Annotated in this window: 16 protein-coding genes and 4 tRNA genes; 16 read left to right on the top strand and 4 right to left on the bottom strand. The window is 47.8% G+C overall.

The features are described from left to right. The first annotated feature begins 6 nt into the window (after positions 1 to 6). Both LHUE1_RS14315 and LHUE1_RS14310 read left to right on the top strand, forming a co-directional pair. A tRNA-Asn gene (locus LHUE1_RS14315) sits at positions 7 to 79 on the top strand. Between the two features lie 278 nt (positions 80 to 357). Continuing rightward, a complete protein-coding gene (locus tag LHUE1_RS14310) occupies positions 358 to 879 on the top strand; it encodes a hypothetical protein (protein ID WP_277848365.1) in 522 nt (173 codons plus the stop codon). A gap of 65 nt (positions 880 to 944) precedes the next feature. Here LHUE1_RS14310 and LHUE1_RS14305 read toward each other — a convergent pair whose 3' ends face one another. Together LHUE1_RS14305 and LHUE1_RS14300 are read right to left on the bottom strand one after the other, a co-directional pair. Next, the gene (locus LHUE1_RS14305; RefSeq protein ID WP_049172636.1) at positions 945 to 1433 is read right to left on the bottom strand and encodes a MucBP domain-containing protein; all 489 of its coding nucleotides are present in this window, start codon (positions 1431 to 1433) and stop codon (positions 945 to 947) included. A gap of 36 nt (positions 1434 to 1469) precedes the next feature. Then, positions 1470 to 2108 (bottom strand): NAD(P)-dependent oxidoreductase, encoded by a 639-nt coding sequence (locus LHUE1_RS14300; protein ID WP_049172634.1) that lies wholly within the window; start codon positions 2106 to 2108, stop codon positions 1470 to 1472. Between the two features lie 197 nt (positions 2109 to 2305). On the opposite strand from LHUE1_RS14300, the gene LHUE1_RS14295 reads away from it, so the two are divergent. Both LHUE1_RS14295 and LHUE1_RS14290 read left to right on the top strand, forming a co-directional pair. Beyond that, positions 2306 to 2377: transfer RNA gene (locus tag LHUE1_RS14295), tRNA-Glu, on the top strand. A gap of 4 nt (positions 2378 to 2381) precedes the next feature. Beyond that, a tRNA-Thr gene (locus tag LHUE1_RS14290) sits at positions 2382 to 2454 on the top strand. 284 nt (positions 2455 to 2738) lie between these two features. Here LHUE1_RS14290 and LHUE1_RS14285 read toward each other — a convergent pair. After that, positions 2739 to 3512, bottom strand: coding sequence for an ion channel (locus tag LHUE1_RS14285; RefSeq protein WP_049170972.1), 774 nt, complete (start codon positions 3510 to 3512; stop codon positions 2739 to 2741). A 251-nt stretch (positions 3513 to 3763) separates the two neighbouring features. On the opposite strand from LHUE1_RS14285, the gene LHUE1_RS14280 reads away from it, so the two are divergent. The 6 genes from LHUE1_RS14280 to LHUE1_RS14255 all read left to right on the top strand — a co-directional run bounded on the left by LHUE1_RS14280 (position 3764) and on the right by LHUE1_RS14255 (position 9840). Beyond that, on the top strand, positions 3764 to 4522 hold the full coding sequence (locus tag LHUE1_RS14280; RefSeq protein WP_049170969.1) for an SGNH/GDSL hydrolase family protein: 759 nt from the start codon (positions 3764 to 3766) through the stop codon (positions 4520 to 4522). Between the two features lie 156 nt (positions 4523 to 4678). Beyond that, complete coding sequence (locus LHUE1_RS14275; protein ID WP_049170966.1) at positions 4679 to 5170, top strand: FeoA family protein; 492 nt, start codon at positions 4679 to 4681, stop codon at positions 5168 to 5170. Continuing rightward, positions 5157 to 7274, top strand: a complete 2118-nt coding sequence (feoB, locus tag LHUE1_RS14270) for a ferrous iron transport protein B (RefSeq protein WP_049170963.1) — start codon at positions 5157 to 5159, stop codon at positions 7272 to 7274. The genes LHUE1_RS14275 and feoB overlap by 14 nt, the downstream gene beginning before the upstream one ends. A gap of 17 nt (positions 7275 to 7291) precedes the next feature. After that, positions 7292 to 7462: a FeoB-associated Cys-rich membrane protein gene (locus LHUE1_RS14265; protein ID WP_080978126.1), complete on the top strand. Its 171-nt coding sequence runs from the start codon at positions 7292 to 7294 to the stop codon at positions 7460 to 7462. A gap of 249 nt (positions 7463 to 7711) precedes the next feature. Then, positions 7712 to 9370: a phosphoenolpyruvate carboxykinase (ATP) gene (locus LHUE1_RS14260; RefSeq protein WP_049170961.1), complete on the top strand. Its 1659-nt coding sequence runs from the start codon at positions 7712 to 7714 to the stop codon at positions 9368 to 9370. Positions 9371 to 9522: 152 nt separating this feature from the next. Next, positions 9523 to 9840, top strand: a complete 318-nt coding sequence (locus LHUE1_RS14255; RefSeq protein WP_010487581.1) for a thioredoxin domain-containing protein — start codon at positions 9523 to 9525, stop codon at positions 9838 to 9840. 151 nt (positions 9841 to 9991) lie between these two features. Here LHUE1_RS14255 and LHUE1_RS14250 read toward each other — a convergent pair whose 3' ends face one another. Beyond that, positions 9992 to 11422 carry an MFS transporter gene (locus tag LHUE1_RS14250; RefSeq protein WP_049170958.1) on the bottom strand — a complete coding sequence of 477 codons (1431 nt, stop codon included), beginning with the start codon at positions 11420 to 11422 and terminating at the stop codon, positions 9992 to 9994. Positions 11423 to 11995: 573 nt separating this feature from the next. On the opposite strand from LHUE1_RS14250, the gene LHUE1_RS14245 reads away from it, so the two are divergent. From LHUE1_RS14245 to LHUE1_RS14220, 6 genes are all read left to right on the top strand, one after another. Beyond that, on the top strand, positions 11996 to 12418 hold the full coding sequence (locus LHUE1_RS14245; RefSeq protein ID WP_047107617.1) for a hypothetical protein: 423 nt from the start codon (positions 11996 to 11998) through the stop codon (positions 12416 to 12418). A gap of 50 nt (positions 12419 to 12468) precedes the next feature. Next, on the top strand, positions 12469 to 12843 hold the full coding sequence (locus tag LHUE1_RS14240; RefSeq protein ID WP_010487585.1) for a hypothetical protein: 375 nt from the start codon (positions 12469 to 12471) through the stop codon (positions 12841 to 12843). Between the two features lie 212 nt (positions 12844 to 13055). After that, positions 13056 to 15374, top strand: a complete 2319-nt coding sequence (locus LHUE1_RS14235) for an ABC transporter ATP-binding protein/permease (RefSeq protein WP_049170954.1) — start codon at positions 13056 to 13058, stop codon at positions 15372 to 15374. Positions 15375 to 15622: 248 nt separating this feature from the next. After that, positions 15623 to 17089 carry a peptide MFS transporter gene (locus tag LHUE1_RS14230; protein ID WP_277848085.1) on the top strand — a complete coding sequence of 489 codons (1467 nt, stop codon included), beginning with the start codon at positions 15623 to 15625 and terminating at the stop codon, positions 17087 to 17089. A 47-nt stretch (positions 17090 to 17136) separates the two neighbouring features. Then, positions 17137 to 17970, top strand: coding sequence for a metallophosphoesterase (locus LHUE1_RS14225; RefSeq protein ID WP_213291522.1), 834 nt, complete (start codon positions 17137 to 17139; stop codon positions 17968 to 17970). 104 nt (positions 17971 to 18074) lie between these two features. Further along, positions 18075 to 18155 (top strand) — tRNA-Tyr (locus LHUE1_RS14220). Positions 18156 to 18328: the final 173 nt, after the last annotated feature.

Genomic DNA, 18328 nt, shown 5'->3' with positions numbered 1-18328 from the left:
GTTTATTCCGGTTTAGCTCAGTTGGTAGAGCACCTGACTGTTAATCAGGTTGTCGTCAGTTCGAGCCTGACAACCGGAGCTCATGAAACACTCGTCGTTGACGGGTGTTTTTTTCTACAAAGATTTGATGCAACATAAAGTTAGCAATGAGACAAAACTGGCGGTGACACTGTGTCACCTCCCAATGAGAATGACGCGTAATTTAAATACGCCAGAAGATATGCTTAAGGGCATAGTAAGTTGGATTTAGCAAAATCATTGCCAAGGGCGACGTGTCGGTCAAACTTGACCAGGCTTGGCAATATCCGCATAATGTTGATACAGAGTTTTGTCAGTGAAAATGAAAGAGGTATCGTGATGAATAATCGGATTCAACTTCGCCAGCAGAAAAAGCCTCGTCATCGGGGACTTAAAATTTTTGCGGTTGTCGCAGGCATCTTGGTTTTGTTGCTTGTCGCTTGCGTTTTCTTTTTTCCGCAAATCAATAATACGATTCGCAATGTGACGGGCAATGATACGCCGGCCGATGCGGCGGTTAAATCTCGCTTAGTGTCGGGGATTACGGCACAGAAGACGGGCAATGCAGCGACTGATGCGGCACTCCAACGCGCAGCTGATACATTGAAAGAGACTAAAATGAGTACGATCATGAAAGCCGCGCAAGATCAGGATCAGGCAGCGGTTCTACTGCAAAAGGCAACTGGTGCCAATCAGGCGCAAGCTAAGCTAGCTGCAGCATTGTTGTTCCAAGAGAAATCGATCACTCCGGTTCGCCAAGCAATCGCTTCAGGTGACTATTATCGAGCGTATCAGGATGTCAAATCGTTGCAACAACAAGGTAACACTAGTACGTTACAGAATTTATTGACCGGTCAGTAAAAACAAAACAGCTCCCGCATGGCAATGAAGCCATAACGGAAGCTGTTTTTGATTGAAACAACAATTTACTTAGGTTCATACATAAATGTCAGTTCATTATGTGGCTGGATAAGGCGACCAGAAACGGTTTTGTCGGACATGATCATGCCGCCGGGTAACATAGCGTGGTGATACCGAAAATTAGGGAAATCCGGTGCCGTTAGTTCATATTGGTGACCGGTTTTGGTATGCAGCACCTGGGCGTCACGCAATGGCCGTTTGTGATTATCAAAGTACTGAATAACCAATGTTGCCGGAACTGGGTGATGAACCAGTGATGACGCCGTTGTGTAAATAAAGGTTAGCTGCGGGTCATCACCCGTCATGGTACCGGTGACAGTTGGATCACCGACATGCTGGCCGTCGGGGAGAACGGCTTTTTGAAAGTCATAACCGATTAAGGTCGGAGCAGTGAGTCGAAAATGATGTTCTGGCGTATTCATTAAGTGATTGTCAGGGCCTAATGTCTTGCCGTCTTCATCGACATAATGAATGGTTAAAGTGACTTGTGCCAAATAATTTCACATCCTTTTCGATGATTTAAAAAAGAACTAGGCGTTACGGGCGGTGAAGCGTGCTTGCTTAATGGTTGGTTTTTCCAGCTCATCCAGCAAGGCAACCGCTAATGTGCCGCTGTTGAGCACGGATTTACCTTTGTCGTCTTTTAGCAGTGTGTTGTCGCCGCGAACGTATTCAGTTGCCGGACCGTGTTCAAAGTTCATGCTTGGCGAAATACCGATCCAGTTGACATTGTCGGTCCACTGTAACAGTTGATACTCTCTGAGCTGGTTCTTAGGCGTATTGATAAATGCCGGTGCATGCGGGTCATTTTTAAGTAAATCATACAGGAGCTTGCCGTCAGTTTCCAGGCTGCCTGCGCCTAGAATAAAGACTAGCCGCGGGGAGGTGGTCTCCCGTAACTCGTGAATCAGGTGATCGGCTAAATCAATATGGAGATAGGCTTGTTCAACGGTTGTCGCGAAGGCATCAACAACCGCATCGTAGCCTAGCAGCTGATCGTGGGTGAGGGTGAAGGCGTCTTGTTGCACTAATTCGGCATCAGGCGGAAGAACGCCGATACCTTTGTCTGGATGACGAACGTAACCGGTAACTTCGTGGCCTCGCTTAAGCGCCTCTTTGTAGATCGCCGATCCTGCATTGCCAGTCGCACCAATAATTGCAATCTTCATCTATAACAACATCCTTTCATAACGAGTCGGTTCAAGGTTTATGATACACTTACTAAAAGTAGATAGACAATTAAATTGGCCCAAAATTAAATCTTCCGCTGTCTTTTCAACGTACTTTTCGGAATCCAAATTGTGTGAGAAAAAAGGCTTTACAGTGCTATATTGCTCCTGTATAATCTTACTTGTTGTTCAGCAATGGCCCGTTGGTCAAGTGGTTAAGACACCGCCCTTTCACGGCGGTAACATGGGTTCAAATCCCGTACGGGTCAGTATGCCGGCTTAGCTCAGTTGGTAGAGCATCGGTATCGTAAACCGAGGGTCACAGGTTCAAGTCCTGCAGCCGGCAGAAATAAGCTTTCCTAGTTTTCTTGAAATGCAGAAACCTTGATATTATAAGGCTTCTGCATTTTTTGTTTTCCCGAATTTCCCAAGCTTTCGAAACTTTGGTGCACATTTACATCAACTCCTTGTTGGCGTTTGGCCTCTTTGGCGCCGTGAGACCATCAAGTGCACCGAGAGCCTTCTTATTTTGTTGTTCACCTAGCTCGTTAAGACGTTGAGGGCGGTGCTGATGTTACCATGGCCAAGCCGCTTGGAAATTCGGGTAGATGAAATATGAGAACATCGATTTTAGTCATCCGTGTCATGTTGGCTCACGTTTGCCAAAATATGATGCTTTAGCTGCGCGTACTCCTCTTGGCTTAGACCTCCGGAGTCGAGCAGCTTTTTAAGTTTCACCAGATCGTCGATTTGTGTTGAAACAGTGTTGTTGCTGTCTGCTAAATAAGCAGTAATAGAGCTTGTGAGAGCGCCGATGAGGCCAATGCCATTGAACATGAGTAGAACTGCCGCAACTCTTCCTAAGAGGGTGTTCGGTGAAATGTCGCCGTAGCCAACGGTGGTGGCGGTGACGATTGCCCACCAGATTGAATCGCTGTATGAGGCACCCTCGGCTAACGAATAGATGGCGGCCGCAATGATGACTAGGATGACTGATAACCACAGATAATAAATGAGACCGCCTTTGTGGAGAAATTTCCTGGTTCGTCCTTGTAAAATGCTGATGATGCCTGCAAGTCGGGTGATACGAAATGCGCGGCTGAGTCGGACGATACGAAAGGCCCGTGCAAACCGGAAAAACGAAAAAATGGCGTTAAAGGGAATGATCGCCAACAGATCTAGCAAGTGAGTTTTAAAGAATTTAAACTTGTTGTCTGCGGTTAAGAGGCGTGCGAAGTAATCGACGGTAAAGATAGCGAGTATCGCATTGTCCACCACATCGTAAGGAAAAGCTACCAGACTAATGACTGATGAATAGTCCAAAATGACCATGACAATAGAAATGACAGCCAGTAGCGCAATCACAACATTGTAGTAACGAATAAAGCGTGAATCTGATTTCAAGATGCCATCCCCAATTACATAATTGCCCCATACCCAACGCGAACGAAATAACGCAGCGTCTTTAACGATGATTTAATTCTATCTTTAGGATCACAGGAGTTCAATCATTTATAGAGTGAGCTTATGGAAGCCCAAGAAAAGTGAAAAATTAGAATCTTCTCCGAAATCCCTGTCCCAAGCAACTTATCGCCCTTTTTTAAGCGCTTGTATGCTATGATCGTACGGTAAGTGATTGGTTGAAGGGGTGCAGTATGCATAGACAGAAAACAAGTTCAAAAGCGGGATTGATTTGGACGATTGTGATTTTAGCGGTCATTTTAGTGGCGGGCGGCTTGTGGTTTGGCCTTAACCGGCAGGCGCAGGCAAAAGCACAAGAAGCTTCATCCGTGTCGCGTTCCAAAGTGCGTTCGGTTGCCCAGTCACGTTCGGCTGCTAAAGCCAGTCAGGCGGTTGAAGCTTCCCAGAAAGCAGCTGATCCAGTCTATAAAGATTTTGCAGCTGACGGACTCAGCTACCATCAAGTTCAAGCCGCCAAGCAATTATCCGTGACGGCGGTCGGTGATTCAGTCATGCTTGGCAGTGAGTATCTGTATAGAGAGTTGTTCCCGAAGATCTATTTTGATGCGACGGTTAGCCGCCAAATCTATCAGGTTCCGGCTTTGTTTAAGTCGCTGGCTGCTTCCGGTAAATTGGCCAATACTGTGATCATCGGTTTGGGCACGAATGGCACGTTTACGAATGAGGCATTTCAGTCCATTATGACAAGTATTGGTGATCAGCGTCAGGTTTATTGGATTAATGTCCGTTCTGATGCGAAATGGACGGATGAGGTCAATCGCGATCTGGGCAAAATGGCCAAGCGTTACAAGAATTTGCATATTGTTGATTGGCATGGTGCTTCTGCCGGGCATGATGATTGGCTGACAGCCGACAAAACCCATCCGTCAACCGATGGCCAGACGCATTATGTTGCGACGGTTGCAAAAGCCGTTTTGGCAAAAGCACAATGACCTCTGTAGACGTTTGATTAAGTACGGGCGATTGACGCGTCGTAACAAGTGGAAAAATGATCACAGATGTTCTCATGGCAACATTTTAAATGCCAGCAATATCAAGACGGATTGAGATGATCCTCATTTGCTGGTAATCATCGTGGAGGTAAGCAGATGCAGGCATTGCTTGATATCAAACAACCGGGAGCTTATTTGTTAATGAGTGTCGGAGGCAGTCCTGCATTGCGCCGGCATTTGGCTGAAATGGGACTGGTCGCCGGCAAAAAGCTAACAGTGGTGAAACTTGCAAGCAAAGTGACCGGTCTGGTGGTTTTCTTTCAGGGGCAGCGATTGGCTATCAGTGACGAGATTGCTGCTTTGCTGGTAGTGCGACCGTTTGCCGCAGATGCTGAGAGGCCGGCGATACCGTTAGCCCACTTGCCGCTGAAGCAAACGGGGTTGGTGCAGAAGATTCAAGGAGATCCGCCGCTGCGACACCGCCTGATGGATATGGGCTTAACCAAGGGGACGTTGGTGAAGATTCACCAGATTGCCCCGCTTGGCGATCCTATCGAGCTAGCGGTACGTGGTTATAAGTTGAGTATTCGTAAGCAAGACGCGGCGCATGTGCTGGTAACGGAGGTGACCGCTGATGACCATGGATGAGACCCTAGCGCTTGTCGGCAACCCTAATAGTGGCAAAACAACCTTGTTTAATGCGCTGACTGGTGCCAAACAACATATTGGCAATTGGCCGGGGGTCACAGTTGAACGAAAATCCAGTCGGCTTAAAGCCAATTCAGCGGTGGTCATCGAAGACCTGCCGGGAACCTATTCACTGTCGCCTTATAGCAGTGAAGAAATTGTGACGCGGGATTTTTTGCTCGAAAAGCAACCGGATTTAGTCATCAATGTCGTCGATGCCACGAATCTCGAACGCAATCTGTATTTAACCTTGCAGGTGATGGAAACCGGGCGGCCATTAATCGTGGCGCTCAACATGATGGATGTCCTTGAAAAAGCCCGCCGCCGCACGATCAATTTGAAAAAGTTAAGTTATGCCTTGCAGGTACCAGTCATCGGTACCACTGCCACCAAACCTGCAGCTTTAAAGGAACTTGTTCAGGCCATCCAAGCGCCGTTACCTAAACCGTATGCTTTCCCGGAATATGATCCGCGGCTTGAATCCGCTTTAAGCATGCTTGAGGAAGTCATCGGTGAACGGGTGCCCACCGATCGTTTGCGATGGTATGCCATCAAGCTTTTTGAAAAAGATCCGCAAATTGCGCAGCAGCTGGCTTTCACACCCGCTGAACAGCAACAAGTCACGGAAATTTTACATACGGCCGAGCATCTTTTTGACGATGCGAGCGATAGCATCATTGTGAATGCAAGATATGATTTCATCGCCCGCGTCATGGCGATGTGTGTCGTCGATAAAGAGGATTTTGTCATGTCGGTCAGCGATCGGATTGACCGCATCGTGACAGATCGCTATCTGGCCTTGCCGATTTTTGTACTGGTGATGTGGGTGGTTTATTACCTTTCGATCCAAACAGTCGGAACTATCGGCAGTGACTATCTTAATGATACGGTCTTTGGCGGCTGGTTGCCGGCGGTGGTCGGCGGGGCGTTGAAGAGCTGGGCGGTTGCGCCGTGGTTGTCGGGCCTGATCGTGAACGGGTTGATCGGTGGGATTGGTTCCGTGTTGGGGTTCCTGCCGCAGATCATGATGCTGTTTCTATGTCTTGGTATTCTTGAAGACTGCGGGTATATGGCGCGAATCGCATTTGTCATGGATCGGCTGTTTCACCGGTTCAATCTTAGCGGCAAAAGTTTTATCCCGATTTTGATCGCTACTGGCTGCGGGGTTCCTGGTATTATGGCCACACGAACCATCGAAAGCGAAAAAGATCGCCGAATGAGCATTATGTTGACAACCTTTATGCCGTGTTCCGCTAAATTGACTGTTATTGCGCTGGTTAGCGGAACCTTCTTTCCGAATAACAGCTGGGTTGCGCCGTCAGCTTATTTCATGGGCATTATTGCCGTTGTCTGCTCCGGCATTTTCCTGAAAAAGACCGCTTTGTTTGCCGGACCACCAGCTCCATTTGTCATGGAGTTACCAGCGTACCATTTGCCGCGTGTCACCAACCTTTATCGCAGTGTCATGTCACGGGCACGAGCCTTTGTGCATAAGGCCGGAACGATTATTTTCTTGTCATGTGTTTTGTTATGGTTCCTTTCGAACTTTGACTTTACGTTACACATGGTCCAGCAAAATAAGAGTATGTTACGAGGAATTGGTGGGGTCATTGCCCCGATTTTTGCACCGCTGGGGTTTGGTGATTGGCATACCACAGTGGCTACTTTAGCCGGTTTGATCGCCAAGGAAAACTGTGTCAGCACGCTGCACATTAGCTTCGGTGGGACTGGCAGCTTTGGTCAGGCACTGCGGGCGACGTACCCGGCGATGGCAGGGTATGCGTTTTTGATGTTCAATCTTTTATGTGCCCCGTGCTTCGCGGCCATTGGCACCATGTACAAGGAGTTTGGCAATGCGCGCTGGACCTGGCGTGCCGTTGGCTATCAAACAGGCGTGGCGTATTTGCTGACGATGTTGATTTATCAAGGCAGTCTCATTGTGAGTGGTCAGGCCAATGTGCTTAGTTTCGGACTTGTCGCACTGGCAGTGACACTCATTATTTACGGCCTGTGGCTCAAACGTCCACACCCCGTGGTTGCGTCGGATTATAGCACGGATATTTAAAAAGGAGATCTTTTATCATGGCAACGTGGTTGATTGGCAGTGTCGTCGTTTTGGCGATCGTTTTCGTCTTATATCGCACCTTTTTTCGAAAAAACAAAGCAGGCGGTTGCAGCCAATGTGAAGATGTTGGCTGTCCGTTGATTGATCAGGCCAAAATGGTTCAGGCAAACAAACGGCGTAAAGCATAACGAGATTAAATACCGCTTGATTGGTAAGTGAATGTGGTTTGTGATTGAAATAGCCTTTGTGATCCGGTGAATTTTTAAAACTCGCGTTGCTAAAGTGAACTATGTATAATTGAGTTGTGAAAGCCTTTACAAAAAACGACTGAACGTACATTGTTTGCGCTCCGGCGACCGTTGCACAAAACGGAGGAGATAGCGGCGCAGAGGGTAAGGACCATTGCGGTGTACCGGATGTACAAGGGGGATGCAACCATGACAACAAAACAACAATTTCCGATCCGTGATGTGACCGCAGCGAGTGGCTATTTTTCACCACTCAAAGCGACCGTCGAGACGGCATTTCATGGCACGAATGTCCGGCCGGTGACCACATTGACAGAAGCATACGAATTGGCCAAAGCCGCGCCAGGTGTCATTATCACGGATTTGCCGATTCAGCATGCCAGTGATCTCGGGCTGCCAGAAGACGCCCGCATCTTGGTTGCAAATGACGGTCTGGTTGTTGGCCGAACCGCTGCTGCTCGCCGGATTATCGGACAGCCCGGCGTTGACGCAGACACAATGGCAAAAGTTGCGCGTGAAGCGGTCTTTCAAGGCGGTCGCAAGCGGTTCTTGAGTGGCCGGGTTGCGGTTGGTCTGTCGCCCGATTTTTCTGTTGAAGCGCATATGATGTTGCCTGAAGCATATGCGAATAACCTTTACAGCTATTTATTGAACTTTCAAATCATGACGGCTGAAGCAGAAAAACACTACGCCCAGTCGCGCCCGCTTCCAGAAGATGACCTTTATCTTTATGCCGATCCTGATTGGTACGATCCGGCGTATCCGGATGGCCTGGCGATTTTTGATTCGCTACACAATGCGGCAATCATCTTAGGCTTACGCTACTTTGGCGAATTGAAAAAGGGCACCTTGACGTTGGCGTGGGCGACGGCACATCGAAATGGCTTTGTTGCCTGTCATGGCGGGATGAAACAGTATCAGCGGCAAGACGGCACGTTTACGATGGCAGCGTTTGGCTTGTCTGGCTCGGGTAAATCAACGATCACGCTGACGAGTCACGGCGATCGCTACCCAGTGAAAGTGCTGCACGATGACGCATTCGTCATTGATCGCCAAACTGGCGCCACGACTGCGCTGGAACCCGCGTATTTTGACAAAACCCAGGATTATCCGTTAAGCGATCCGGGGATTCGGTATTTTCTTACCGTACAAAATGTGGGGGTTACCTTGGATGATCATGGCCGGAAAACACTGGTCACCGAGGACATTCGTAATGGGAACGGGCGAACGGTTAAGTCGCGGTTCGTGACGCCTAATCGTGTCGATCATTTGACCCAGAGTATTGATGCCGTTTTTTGGATCATGAAAGACGACACGTTGCCACCGGTGGTTCGGATCGAGAATCCTGATTTGGCGGCGGCATTTGGGGCAACGTTAGCAACTAAGCGATCAACTGCCGAAAACGTCGGGGCTCATGTGGATCGCGATCAGTTGGTCATTGAACCGTTTGCCAATCCGTTTCGTTGTTATCCGCTAGCCGAAGACTACCAGGATTTTTATGAACTCTTTCAGGAACGTGGCACGACTTGTTACATTCTCAATACCGGTTTTTACCGCGGGAAAAAAGTGAAACCGGCTGACACGTTGGATGCAATTGCGGCGATTGTAGATGGTACTGCACAATTTCAACCATTTGGGCCGTTACCAGATATGAGTTATTTGGTGTTACCAGCTTTTAAAGTAGACTTTACGGCACCTGATTATCGGGCTTTGTTGCGCAAGCGGTTGGAAGCTCGCCTAGCATTTTTGGCCACCAAAGAGACAGCCGATGGTGGCTATGATAAGTTGCCGGAAGCTGCCACTCACGCACTGGAAAAGATTCTTACCGTGCTTTCGGAGTCGAACTGAATTCTTGGCGTTGAGGTGCGACATCACAAAAGGCCAACACAATTTCCATCATTGCACGCTCGCTTAAAATAGGGGATAGTATAAACGACAGGACATACGCCTCGTATCAAATGTATGACAGCGACACTGAGCCATTTATGGAGGGCATGCGTATGGCAATTCATTTTGTAGTTTACGAAAAGCCCCATTGCGAAGCTTGCCGGTTGACGCGGCGGTGGTTGTTGACGCATCATCAGCGTTTTCGAACAACCAATCGCCGTGGTGAAACGAATTTGGTGGATCCCAATTCGGACGATCCACTCAAGCGTGCTTGGAGTGCGCAAAAAGTCGTGAAGTTTCGGCAGGATGGTTATGATCGCTTTCCGATTGTGCGTGTGCGCGACGATGAAACCGGGGATGTTTTGGCCACCTGGAATGGCTTTCATCCCGAAGCACTTGCCAGCTGGGCAGCGATTAATCGGCTAGGATAATCAACATGCCGGCGATGTACGCGGGCGAATAATGCGGGAGAGTTAATCCACAAATAAAACAAAGACGCTAGCGACAAATCCACTTGATCGCTAGCGTCTTTTAGATGGCGTTTTAAAATACAGCCGACAACCCGCTCGAACCAGCTTTGGCTCAAGACTGAGCGGCTTTCTTTTGAGCTGCAGCAGTTTTGGCTGCGAGTTCGGCATACATTTTGGTACGGGCTTCGCCTTGCAGCGGATATTGCTTGGTCAACAGATAGGCGACAAACGAGAAAATGGCCGGTAAACCAAACAACACGACGCCTAAACTCTGAAGCAGACTATCAGGTACCTGCGCCGCTTTTTCAAGGGTTTGCGCGTTGTACCCGACGAGTAAGAGTGCTGCGCCGACGCCAATTGTAGCCAGTCCGGACTGAAGTTTCTGTAAGAACATGTTGACCGCGTTGATGGTAGCTTCCATCCCTGAATTCAGCTTGAGGCGATTGTAATCCATCGTCTCCATGATGATCAGGTTAGCGGGAACAAATTGCGCGCCGGCAAACGTCATGACAATCCCAATCAGGATGTAGAACAGCCAAGGATTGTGGATCACCTGAAACTCATTGATGGCGAACATTAAGAGCAGGAACGGTGCCATGCCTAAATAGCAAAGTTGAATCCCGCGAAGTGCCGACATATATTTCATGGCCTTTTGCGAGATGAACGTCCCACCAACCAACGTGACCAAGGTTAACAAGCCAAAATACATGGACTGAATCCCTAGATTAGCCACGCCAAACGCGTATTTGATGTAGTACAGGGATGTCGCGGTGAGCAAGGCCCAGACAAAGCCGCCGACAAAGGTAAAGTACAGGTTGACCCGAAAAGGCTTGTTGATTTTCACCATTCGGCCGATATCCCGCAGTTTCGGTGGTTTGGTGCCTTCAGCAACCGGACCTTCTTTGACCATGAAGCCGCCGATCAGGGCAATGATCAAAAAGGGGATAACGATCACGTCCACTGTCAGCGGGATATTGGGACTCTTCTTAGTTCCAAAAAAGGTGGCAATGGCCATGAAGAAGGCAAATACGACACCGACAACATTACTGGTAATGCGGGGCCATGAAATAAGTTTGGAGCGAATTTCCTGGTCTGCCGACATCGTACTGGTCAACGGCACGGTCACAATAATGGTATAGGCAAGCATAAATAGAAAGTAGACGACATAGAGATAAACTTCCTTGCCAAAATCGCTGATGCCTTGGGGAATGTGAAACAGCATCATACCCAAGATACCTGCAAAAAAAGTGCCAGCCAGTACATAAGGCTTGAACTTGCCCCAGCGGGTTCGCGGGGAAATATCGATTACATAACCTGTCCACAGGTCATTCACCGCATCCCAAAGCCGACCCACAAATAATAAGGTCGTTGCAACAGCTGCCGCTTTACCAGGGATGCCTGTATAAATCCCGGAATAATCGGTAATAAACATCATTAAGACAGCCGTATAAAGATAGTACGCCGTTGTGCTAATGAGCCCCATGGTATTGATTCCAAAAAAAGTACGCGGATCAAGGGGGTAGTTCTTTGGATAGTCTTTCAATGTTTGCACCCTCCAAAAAGGAATAACGGTCATGACGCGTCATACGGGATAAGCTTCGCTCAACCGATGAAGCGCTTAACCTCAAGCAGTGCCCGCATCATGCTCTCTCTTCGATTATAGGTGATGTTGTGAAAACTTGCTATTAACTCCCTTCGTTAAAATAAAATAAGTTATAACAACGTTGAAATAAGAATCTTTATAGCCAGTATTTGCACGATTGTTGAGAAATATTGAAATATAAGTTCAAAATATCTAAAAAATATTTTCGTTATCTTATTTTTGATGGAAGCGCTTAGCAAATAAAAGACGCGTCACAGCCGAGATGTCAAGACAGGGTGTTCAGGCGTTGATAAGTTCAGTTTTCACAAAAAGATACATTGCGTACAATTCCAAAGAAAACGGTTTTCACAGACTGGTGTAATGTATGCAAAGTCCACTAATAATGGCCTTTAAACGGGTTATATAACGTTAGGTATTTAAATATTAGTCAATAATTATATTGATTATAAGCCATTAACACGTATAATTAAGTGTGTAAGTTGATGAACGCACAAGATTAGGAGGGACTTTTAAATGTACGCGACGAGCAATGCACCTAGTTATGTTGAAGTAATTAATCAGAATCTGGAACGGCTCCTTGTTTTTGAGACAGTTTTCAAAGAATACGTCCACACATGCAAGAACATCGAGAAGGGCAATTGCTATGCCAGCGAAAGTCTCGATCGGTTGCGTGTGTATTTCACCAAGAATGTGATTAAGTTCTGCAGTTTCGTTGACAGCGTTGATGCTGAAGCTGCACCGTGCAATTATGCAGCCTTTCATCGCGTGTTGGTCAACGGCCTGCGTGGTATTCGCAGTGGCGTGTTAGACATCCTGCAGGCGATTGGCCCAGATCAAATCGATCACGAACGCTTCGATGCAGGTTTGGCTGAACAGCAGGCTGCTCGTGCGCAGATCGATTCGGCCTTTTCCAAGATCCTTGATCCGATTTTTTAGTCCGCTTCCCGGCTTCAATGTGGCATAATTGAAGCAGAGGGGGTGAGTGCTTGGCAGTTTGGCGCATGATGTTTGCCCGCCCGCAGTTTAAACATCGCCAGATTAAACAAATGGTCGATGAACTAAGCCGAGAAGGTAATTTCGGGGGGATGCCGATTCACCATATCAGGCTGACGCGGCAAACCAAAGAACTTATTTATGTGGATCTGGATTTTGAGCTAACATCTGGTTTGACGCAACCGTTGTTTGAACAAATGGCCAAGTATATTCTCGTTTCTGTTGCGGGATTGGCTCACGCACCGCAACGGATCTATTTAATGGCAATGGCGAATCCTTTTTCCAAATTGAACATTACTTATTACATTTATCCGGATCATAGTTTGGACTTGATTTATTGGCGACCGTTGCTCAGTGTGCCATCCTAAATTGATCGGCACGGATCTATCGGAGGACCTCCTTTTTTAAGGCAGGTTCTTTTTATTTACGCAGGCGCCGCATTCTAAAAGCTGACTTTTTTGACAAATCGGCAACGTCTTAGGCTTTAGACCGATTATCAAGTAGCCGCTAAGTATGCTAAGATATGGCAAGTTATTTCATTTCAACGCCTTGCCATAGACAGCAAGAGGAGGAGCGAACGTTGCTAGAGCTAAAGCACATTAAAAAATATTACCAAACCGGTGACTACACCACGAAGGCCCTCGATGATGTTTCGGTTCAGTTTCGTGAACAGGAATTCGTAGCCATTCTTGGCCCCAGCGGCTCCGGGAAAACAACGCTGCTGAACGTGATTGGCGGCCTTGATCGCTACGATTCAGGCGATCTATTATTGCATGGTCGGTCCACCCAAAACTTCAAGGAATCTGATTGGGATGCTTATCGGAATAATTCTGTCGGGTTTATTTTTCAGAGTTATAACCTGATCATGCACCTGAGCATTTTGGAAAACGTCGAACTCGGCTTAACGTTGAGCGGCGTTTCTGCCAAGGAGCGGCGCAAAAAGGCGGAGGCCGCGCTGGTTAAAGTTGGCCTAAAAGAGCACATGAGCAAGCAGCCTAATCAGCTTTCCGGTGGGCAGATGCAGCGGGTGGCCATTGCTCGGGCGATTGTCTCGGAACCGTCGATTTTGTTGGCGGATGAGCCGACTGGTGCCTTGGACACCGAAACCAGTCAGGAAATCATGAAGTTGATTGCCGACTTGTCGCGGGAGCGTTTGGTCATCATGGTGACGCACAATCCGCAACTGGCGCACGATTATGCCCAGCGGATTATCGAGTTCAAGGACGGTAAAATTCTGTCCGATTCGCGTCCGTATGATGCGGAGGAACAGGGCAGTCATTTTGATCTGCGCCGGACGAAAATGAGCTATTTGACGGCGCTGAAGCTGTCCTTTACGAACATTATGACCAAAAAAGGCCGCACTTTTCTAACGGCGTTTGCCTCCAGCATCGGGATCATTGGCATTGCGGTCGTCCTGGCGCTTTCATCCGGGTTTCAAAAGCAAATTGATAATACCCAAGCAGAAACATTGGCCCAGTTTCCCATCACAATTTCAACGAACGCGACCAATCTAACGGCCGGGGCACAAGATAATACCAAGACGTCAACGTTTAAGACGACCAAAACGGTGCTGGCAAAGCAAAGTGCCAGTGACAAAGCGCAGCACACGAACAAATTAAATCAAAAGTATATTGATTATGTGAATGGCATCAGTAAACGCCTGACCGACAACATTGGCTATACGTATGGCACCGGTATGAACTTACTGCGCGACGTCAACGGGAAGGTGAAGCCAGTACAATTTTCAACAGCCAAACCGACAAATAACCAATCACAACGCGGCTTTTCCAGTGCCAGTTCATCGGTTTATCCCGTCGATCGCGAAGGCGGCACCAGTTATCTGAAGAAAAATTATGAAGTCGTTGCCGGAAGTTATCCCAAGAAAGACAGCGATGTCATTTTGATTGTTGATCGGGACAATTCAACGAATATTAACGCGTTGAAGAATCTTGGCTTTTCAGTTAAAAATGGTCAGAAGCTTAAGTTCAGCGATATTGTAGGGACAAAACTAAAGGCCATTGCCAATGATCACTACTATCAAAATGTTGGTGGCAGTGTTTATGTGCCGACCAAGAACTATGCGGATGCGTATCAACAAAGCGGTAATCGCGAGTTAACCGTGACAGGGGTGCTCCGGACGCGCTCGAAGACCAGTGACGGGCTTTTGAGTCAAGGATTTGCTTACTCCGACCGGTTAACCAAAGATCTTGTCGCGATGAATAAAGACTCTGCGGTTGTCAAAGCGCAACGCAATAGTGACGTGAATATTTTCACCAATCAAGAAATTGACGATGCGACCAAGGATCAGTTGATTACCAGTCTGGGCGGCTCAGAAACGCCAACGCAAATCACGATTTATCCGACGAGTTTCAAAGACAAGGACAAGATTCTTAGTTATCTAGATAAATTCAACCACGGCAAGAAAAAAGCCGATCAGGTCATCTACACGGATTTGGCCGGCACGATTTCGAGTATGACTGGCGGGATTATGTCGGCGATTACGATTGTCCTGATCGCATTTGCGGGAATCTCGCTGGTGACCTCGATGATCATGATTGCGATTCTGACGTATACCTCGGTTCTGGAACGAACCAAGGAAATCGGGGTACTCAAGGCGTTGGGTGCACGGCGCAAGGATGTGACGCGGGTCTTTGATGCCGAAACCATCATTCTCGGGGTGAGTTCCGGGGTACTGGGCATTATCATTGCCTGGCTCCTGACCTTCCCGATCAACGTCATCTTATATAACATGACCCAGTTGCCGAACGTGGCGCAGCTGAACCCTATCCACGCGGTGATTTTGATCTTAATCAGTACGATTCTAACGGTTCTCGGCGGCCATATTCCAGCGCGCATGGCGGCCAACAAGGATGCAGCGATCGCGTTGCGTGCTGATTAATCTGTTCATCGTTTACGACTTCAATGTCAAAGCAAACAAACCTACGAATAACGATGGGTGCGTTTGCTTTTTGTTTTCCAATTGGGCCTATGTTCGGAAAGTTGACATTTGCATAAGACGTAAAGTTGCATAAATTTGTTTTGGGCGAGCGTAACTATTATAATGAAGATTCATTGATTGACATTTTGAGGGAAGTGTCATGAGAGCAGCTAGGAAGATTATTTTTCTAGCGAGAGGATGTATTTCAATTGAATAATTCAGAGGACCGCACGTTTATGGGTCATCCCCGGGGGTTATTAACCCTGTCAATGACCGAATTCTGGGAGCGGTTCAGTTACTATGGCATGCGGGCTATCCTGATCTACTACATGTACTATTCAGTGGAAAAGCGTGGCTTAGGATTTGATCAACCGACTGCATTGTCGATTATGTCGATTTATGGGTCGTTGGTTTATTTGAGCGCCACAATCGGAGGCTTCATTAGTGACCGGTTGCTCGGCTCGCGACGTACTGTCTTTTGGGGCGGTGTGCTGATTATGTTAGGGCACATCGTTTTGTCCATCCCGATTGGCGCGGTGGGGCTCTTTGGCTCGATTGTTTTGATTGTTTTGGGCACTGGGTTGCTTAAACCCAACGTTTCCGAAATGGTCGGCAGCCTTTACCCTGAAGAGGATTTACGGCGTGATTCCGGCTTCAGCATTTTCGTTATGGGGATTAACTTCGGCTCGCTGATTGCGCCGATTTTTGTTCCGTGGATGGCTGATAAAGTCAATTTCCACGCCGGCTTTTCGTTAGCCGCCATTGGGATGTTCATCGGCTTGATCTTTTACGTGGTTGACGGCCGCAAGTATATCAATCCGGCTGACAATACGGCGCCGGATCCATTAAAGCCGGAAGATGTCCGCCCGCTGGTCACGCGGATTGTCGGCGCGGTCGTTGTGGTTGGCGTCATTTTGGCCATTATGGCAGCCTTCAAGGCGTTGACGATTGCCAATGTCATCAGTCTGATTACGGTCATTGCGATCGGCTTGCCGGTTTGGTACTTTATTTTGATGATTCGCAGCAAAAAGGTGACCAAAACCGAACGCTCACGGGTCATTGCCTATATCCCGCTATTTTTGGCGGCGATGATTTTTTGGGCCATCGAGGAACAAGGATCGGTTGTGTTGGCCTTGTTTGCGGCACAGCAAACCAAATTGGATTTTGGGTTCTTTAAAATCCTTCCAGGGAACTTCCAGACTCTGAATCCGTTGTTTATTTTGCTTTACGGTCCGTTGTTTGCCTGGTTGTGGATGAAACTTGGCAAACGCCAACCGACATCACCGAAGAAGTTTTATTTAGGTTTGATTTTTGCCGGAGCCTCTTATCTGTGGATGGTTATCCCGGTCATGCTTTTTGGCAGTAGTGCGAAGGTATCACCTTTGTGGCTAGTGATGAGTTGGGCCATTGTCGAAATCGGCGAAATGTTGATTTCCCCGGTCGGACTGTCGGTGACGACCAAGCTGGCGCCAAAAGCCTATTCATCCCAAATGATGAGTATGTGGTTCTTGGCTGATGCGTCAGCGCAGGCGGTCAATGCGCAAATTGTGCGCTTCTACACGCCGAGTCACGAAGTAGCTTACTTCGCGATTGTCGGGCTGGTTTCAGTGGCATTTGCGATCATCTTAGCTTTTTACACGCCACGCATCGAGAAGCTTATGCAAGGGGTCAATTAATGGCGGCTGGCTCACTTTTGCGTTAGTCGCTAACAGGAAGTGTCCTCATGATAAAAGTTGCAATCAGCGTCGATAATCATTTTGATGTGAATCATGTCGATGGCTTTGAAATGCTAAAATACCAGGCAGACTATCTGGTTGAAAACGGGTATCAGATTTATGTCAACGCCGGTGATACGTACAATGATTTCACCAAAACGCTGGCCTACTACCGGACATTGCAACAGGAAGTAGGTCAGCAGGTCACGGTACGCTTTTTGGCCGGCAATCACGACATGGTCAAGGGCGCTACCTATGATGAAATTCAGTCAGATGTTGATCCGCTTTATTTACACGAAAAGGTGCTACCGATTCCGTCCACCAATGCCGTGATCATTGGCAACAATGGCTGGTATGATTATTCGCTTGGCCAGTTGGGAAAAACTAAAACGGATGCAGCTTATGCCCAGTGGAAACGCGCTTTTTGGATTGATAGCGCAATTGATTCGCCGTTGAGCGATGGTGAGCGAATGCAACGGGTTTTACAGACAACCCAAGCAGCAATCGATGCCAACCGAGGGCGGCAAATGATTTATGTGACGCATTTCGTGCCGATTCGCGGCGCCATGGTCTATGCGGTGGACCGGCCGTCGTGGCAAATGGCGACGGCGCTCATGGGATCAGCGAAACTTGGCGAACTGTTGACAGGCCAGGTTGATGCGGTCGCATTTGGTCATGAACATTTTCGCGATGCACCTAAACTACTCGGTAAAACGGCCTATTACCACCAGCCGCTGGGTTATGGGCTGAAGCGCTTATTTGAATGGGAAAGTCATGATTGGTTGACGGAGTGGCGGAACACGCTGGTCACGTTGCATGTACCGTCATTGGCTAAATCCTGAATTCGTCAATGACATGCAAAACGGGTTATAAAAACTGCCTGAAAATGGTTGCTTTTTATAACCTGTTTTTGTACACTATTTGAGTTGGCTACTTGCAAACGTATGGAGGAGTAGCGAAGAGGCTAAACGCGGCGGACTGTAAATCCGCTCCTTCGGGTTCATAGGTTCGAACCCTATCTCCTCCATTTTTTAATGGCAGTGCGTAGTTGCGCTGCCGAAACGACGAAAATCCGCTTAACGCGATCATTGCGTTAGGCGGATTTTTTTTGCGATTGCGGGCACTTATACCTTAATATTTGTGGTTGAAAATACAGAAGCATTTCAGCTTTTAAAAAAGAATGATGCCTGATTGAACTGA

Origin of the sequence: Lacticaseibacillus huelsenbergensis (assembly GCF_029726355.1) — a bacterium.
Classification (GTDB): domain Bacteria; phylum Bacillota; class Bacilli; order Lactobacillales; family Lactobacillaceae; genus Lacticaseibacillus; species Lacticaseibacillus casei.
Note: the sequence above shows the minus strand (reverse complement) of the source record. Positions and strands in the feature narration are given on the sequence as shown.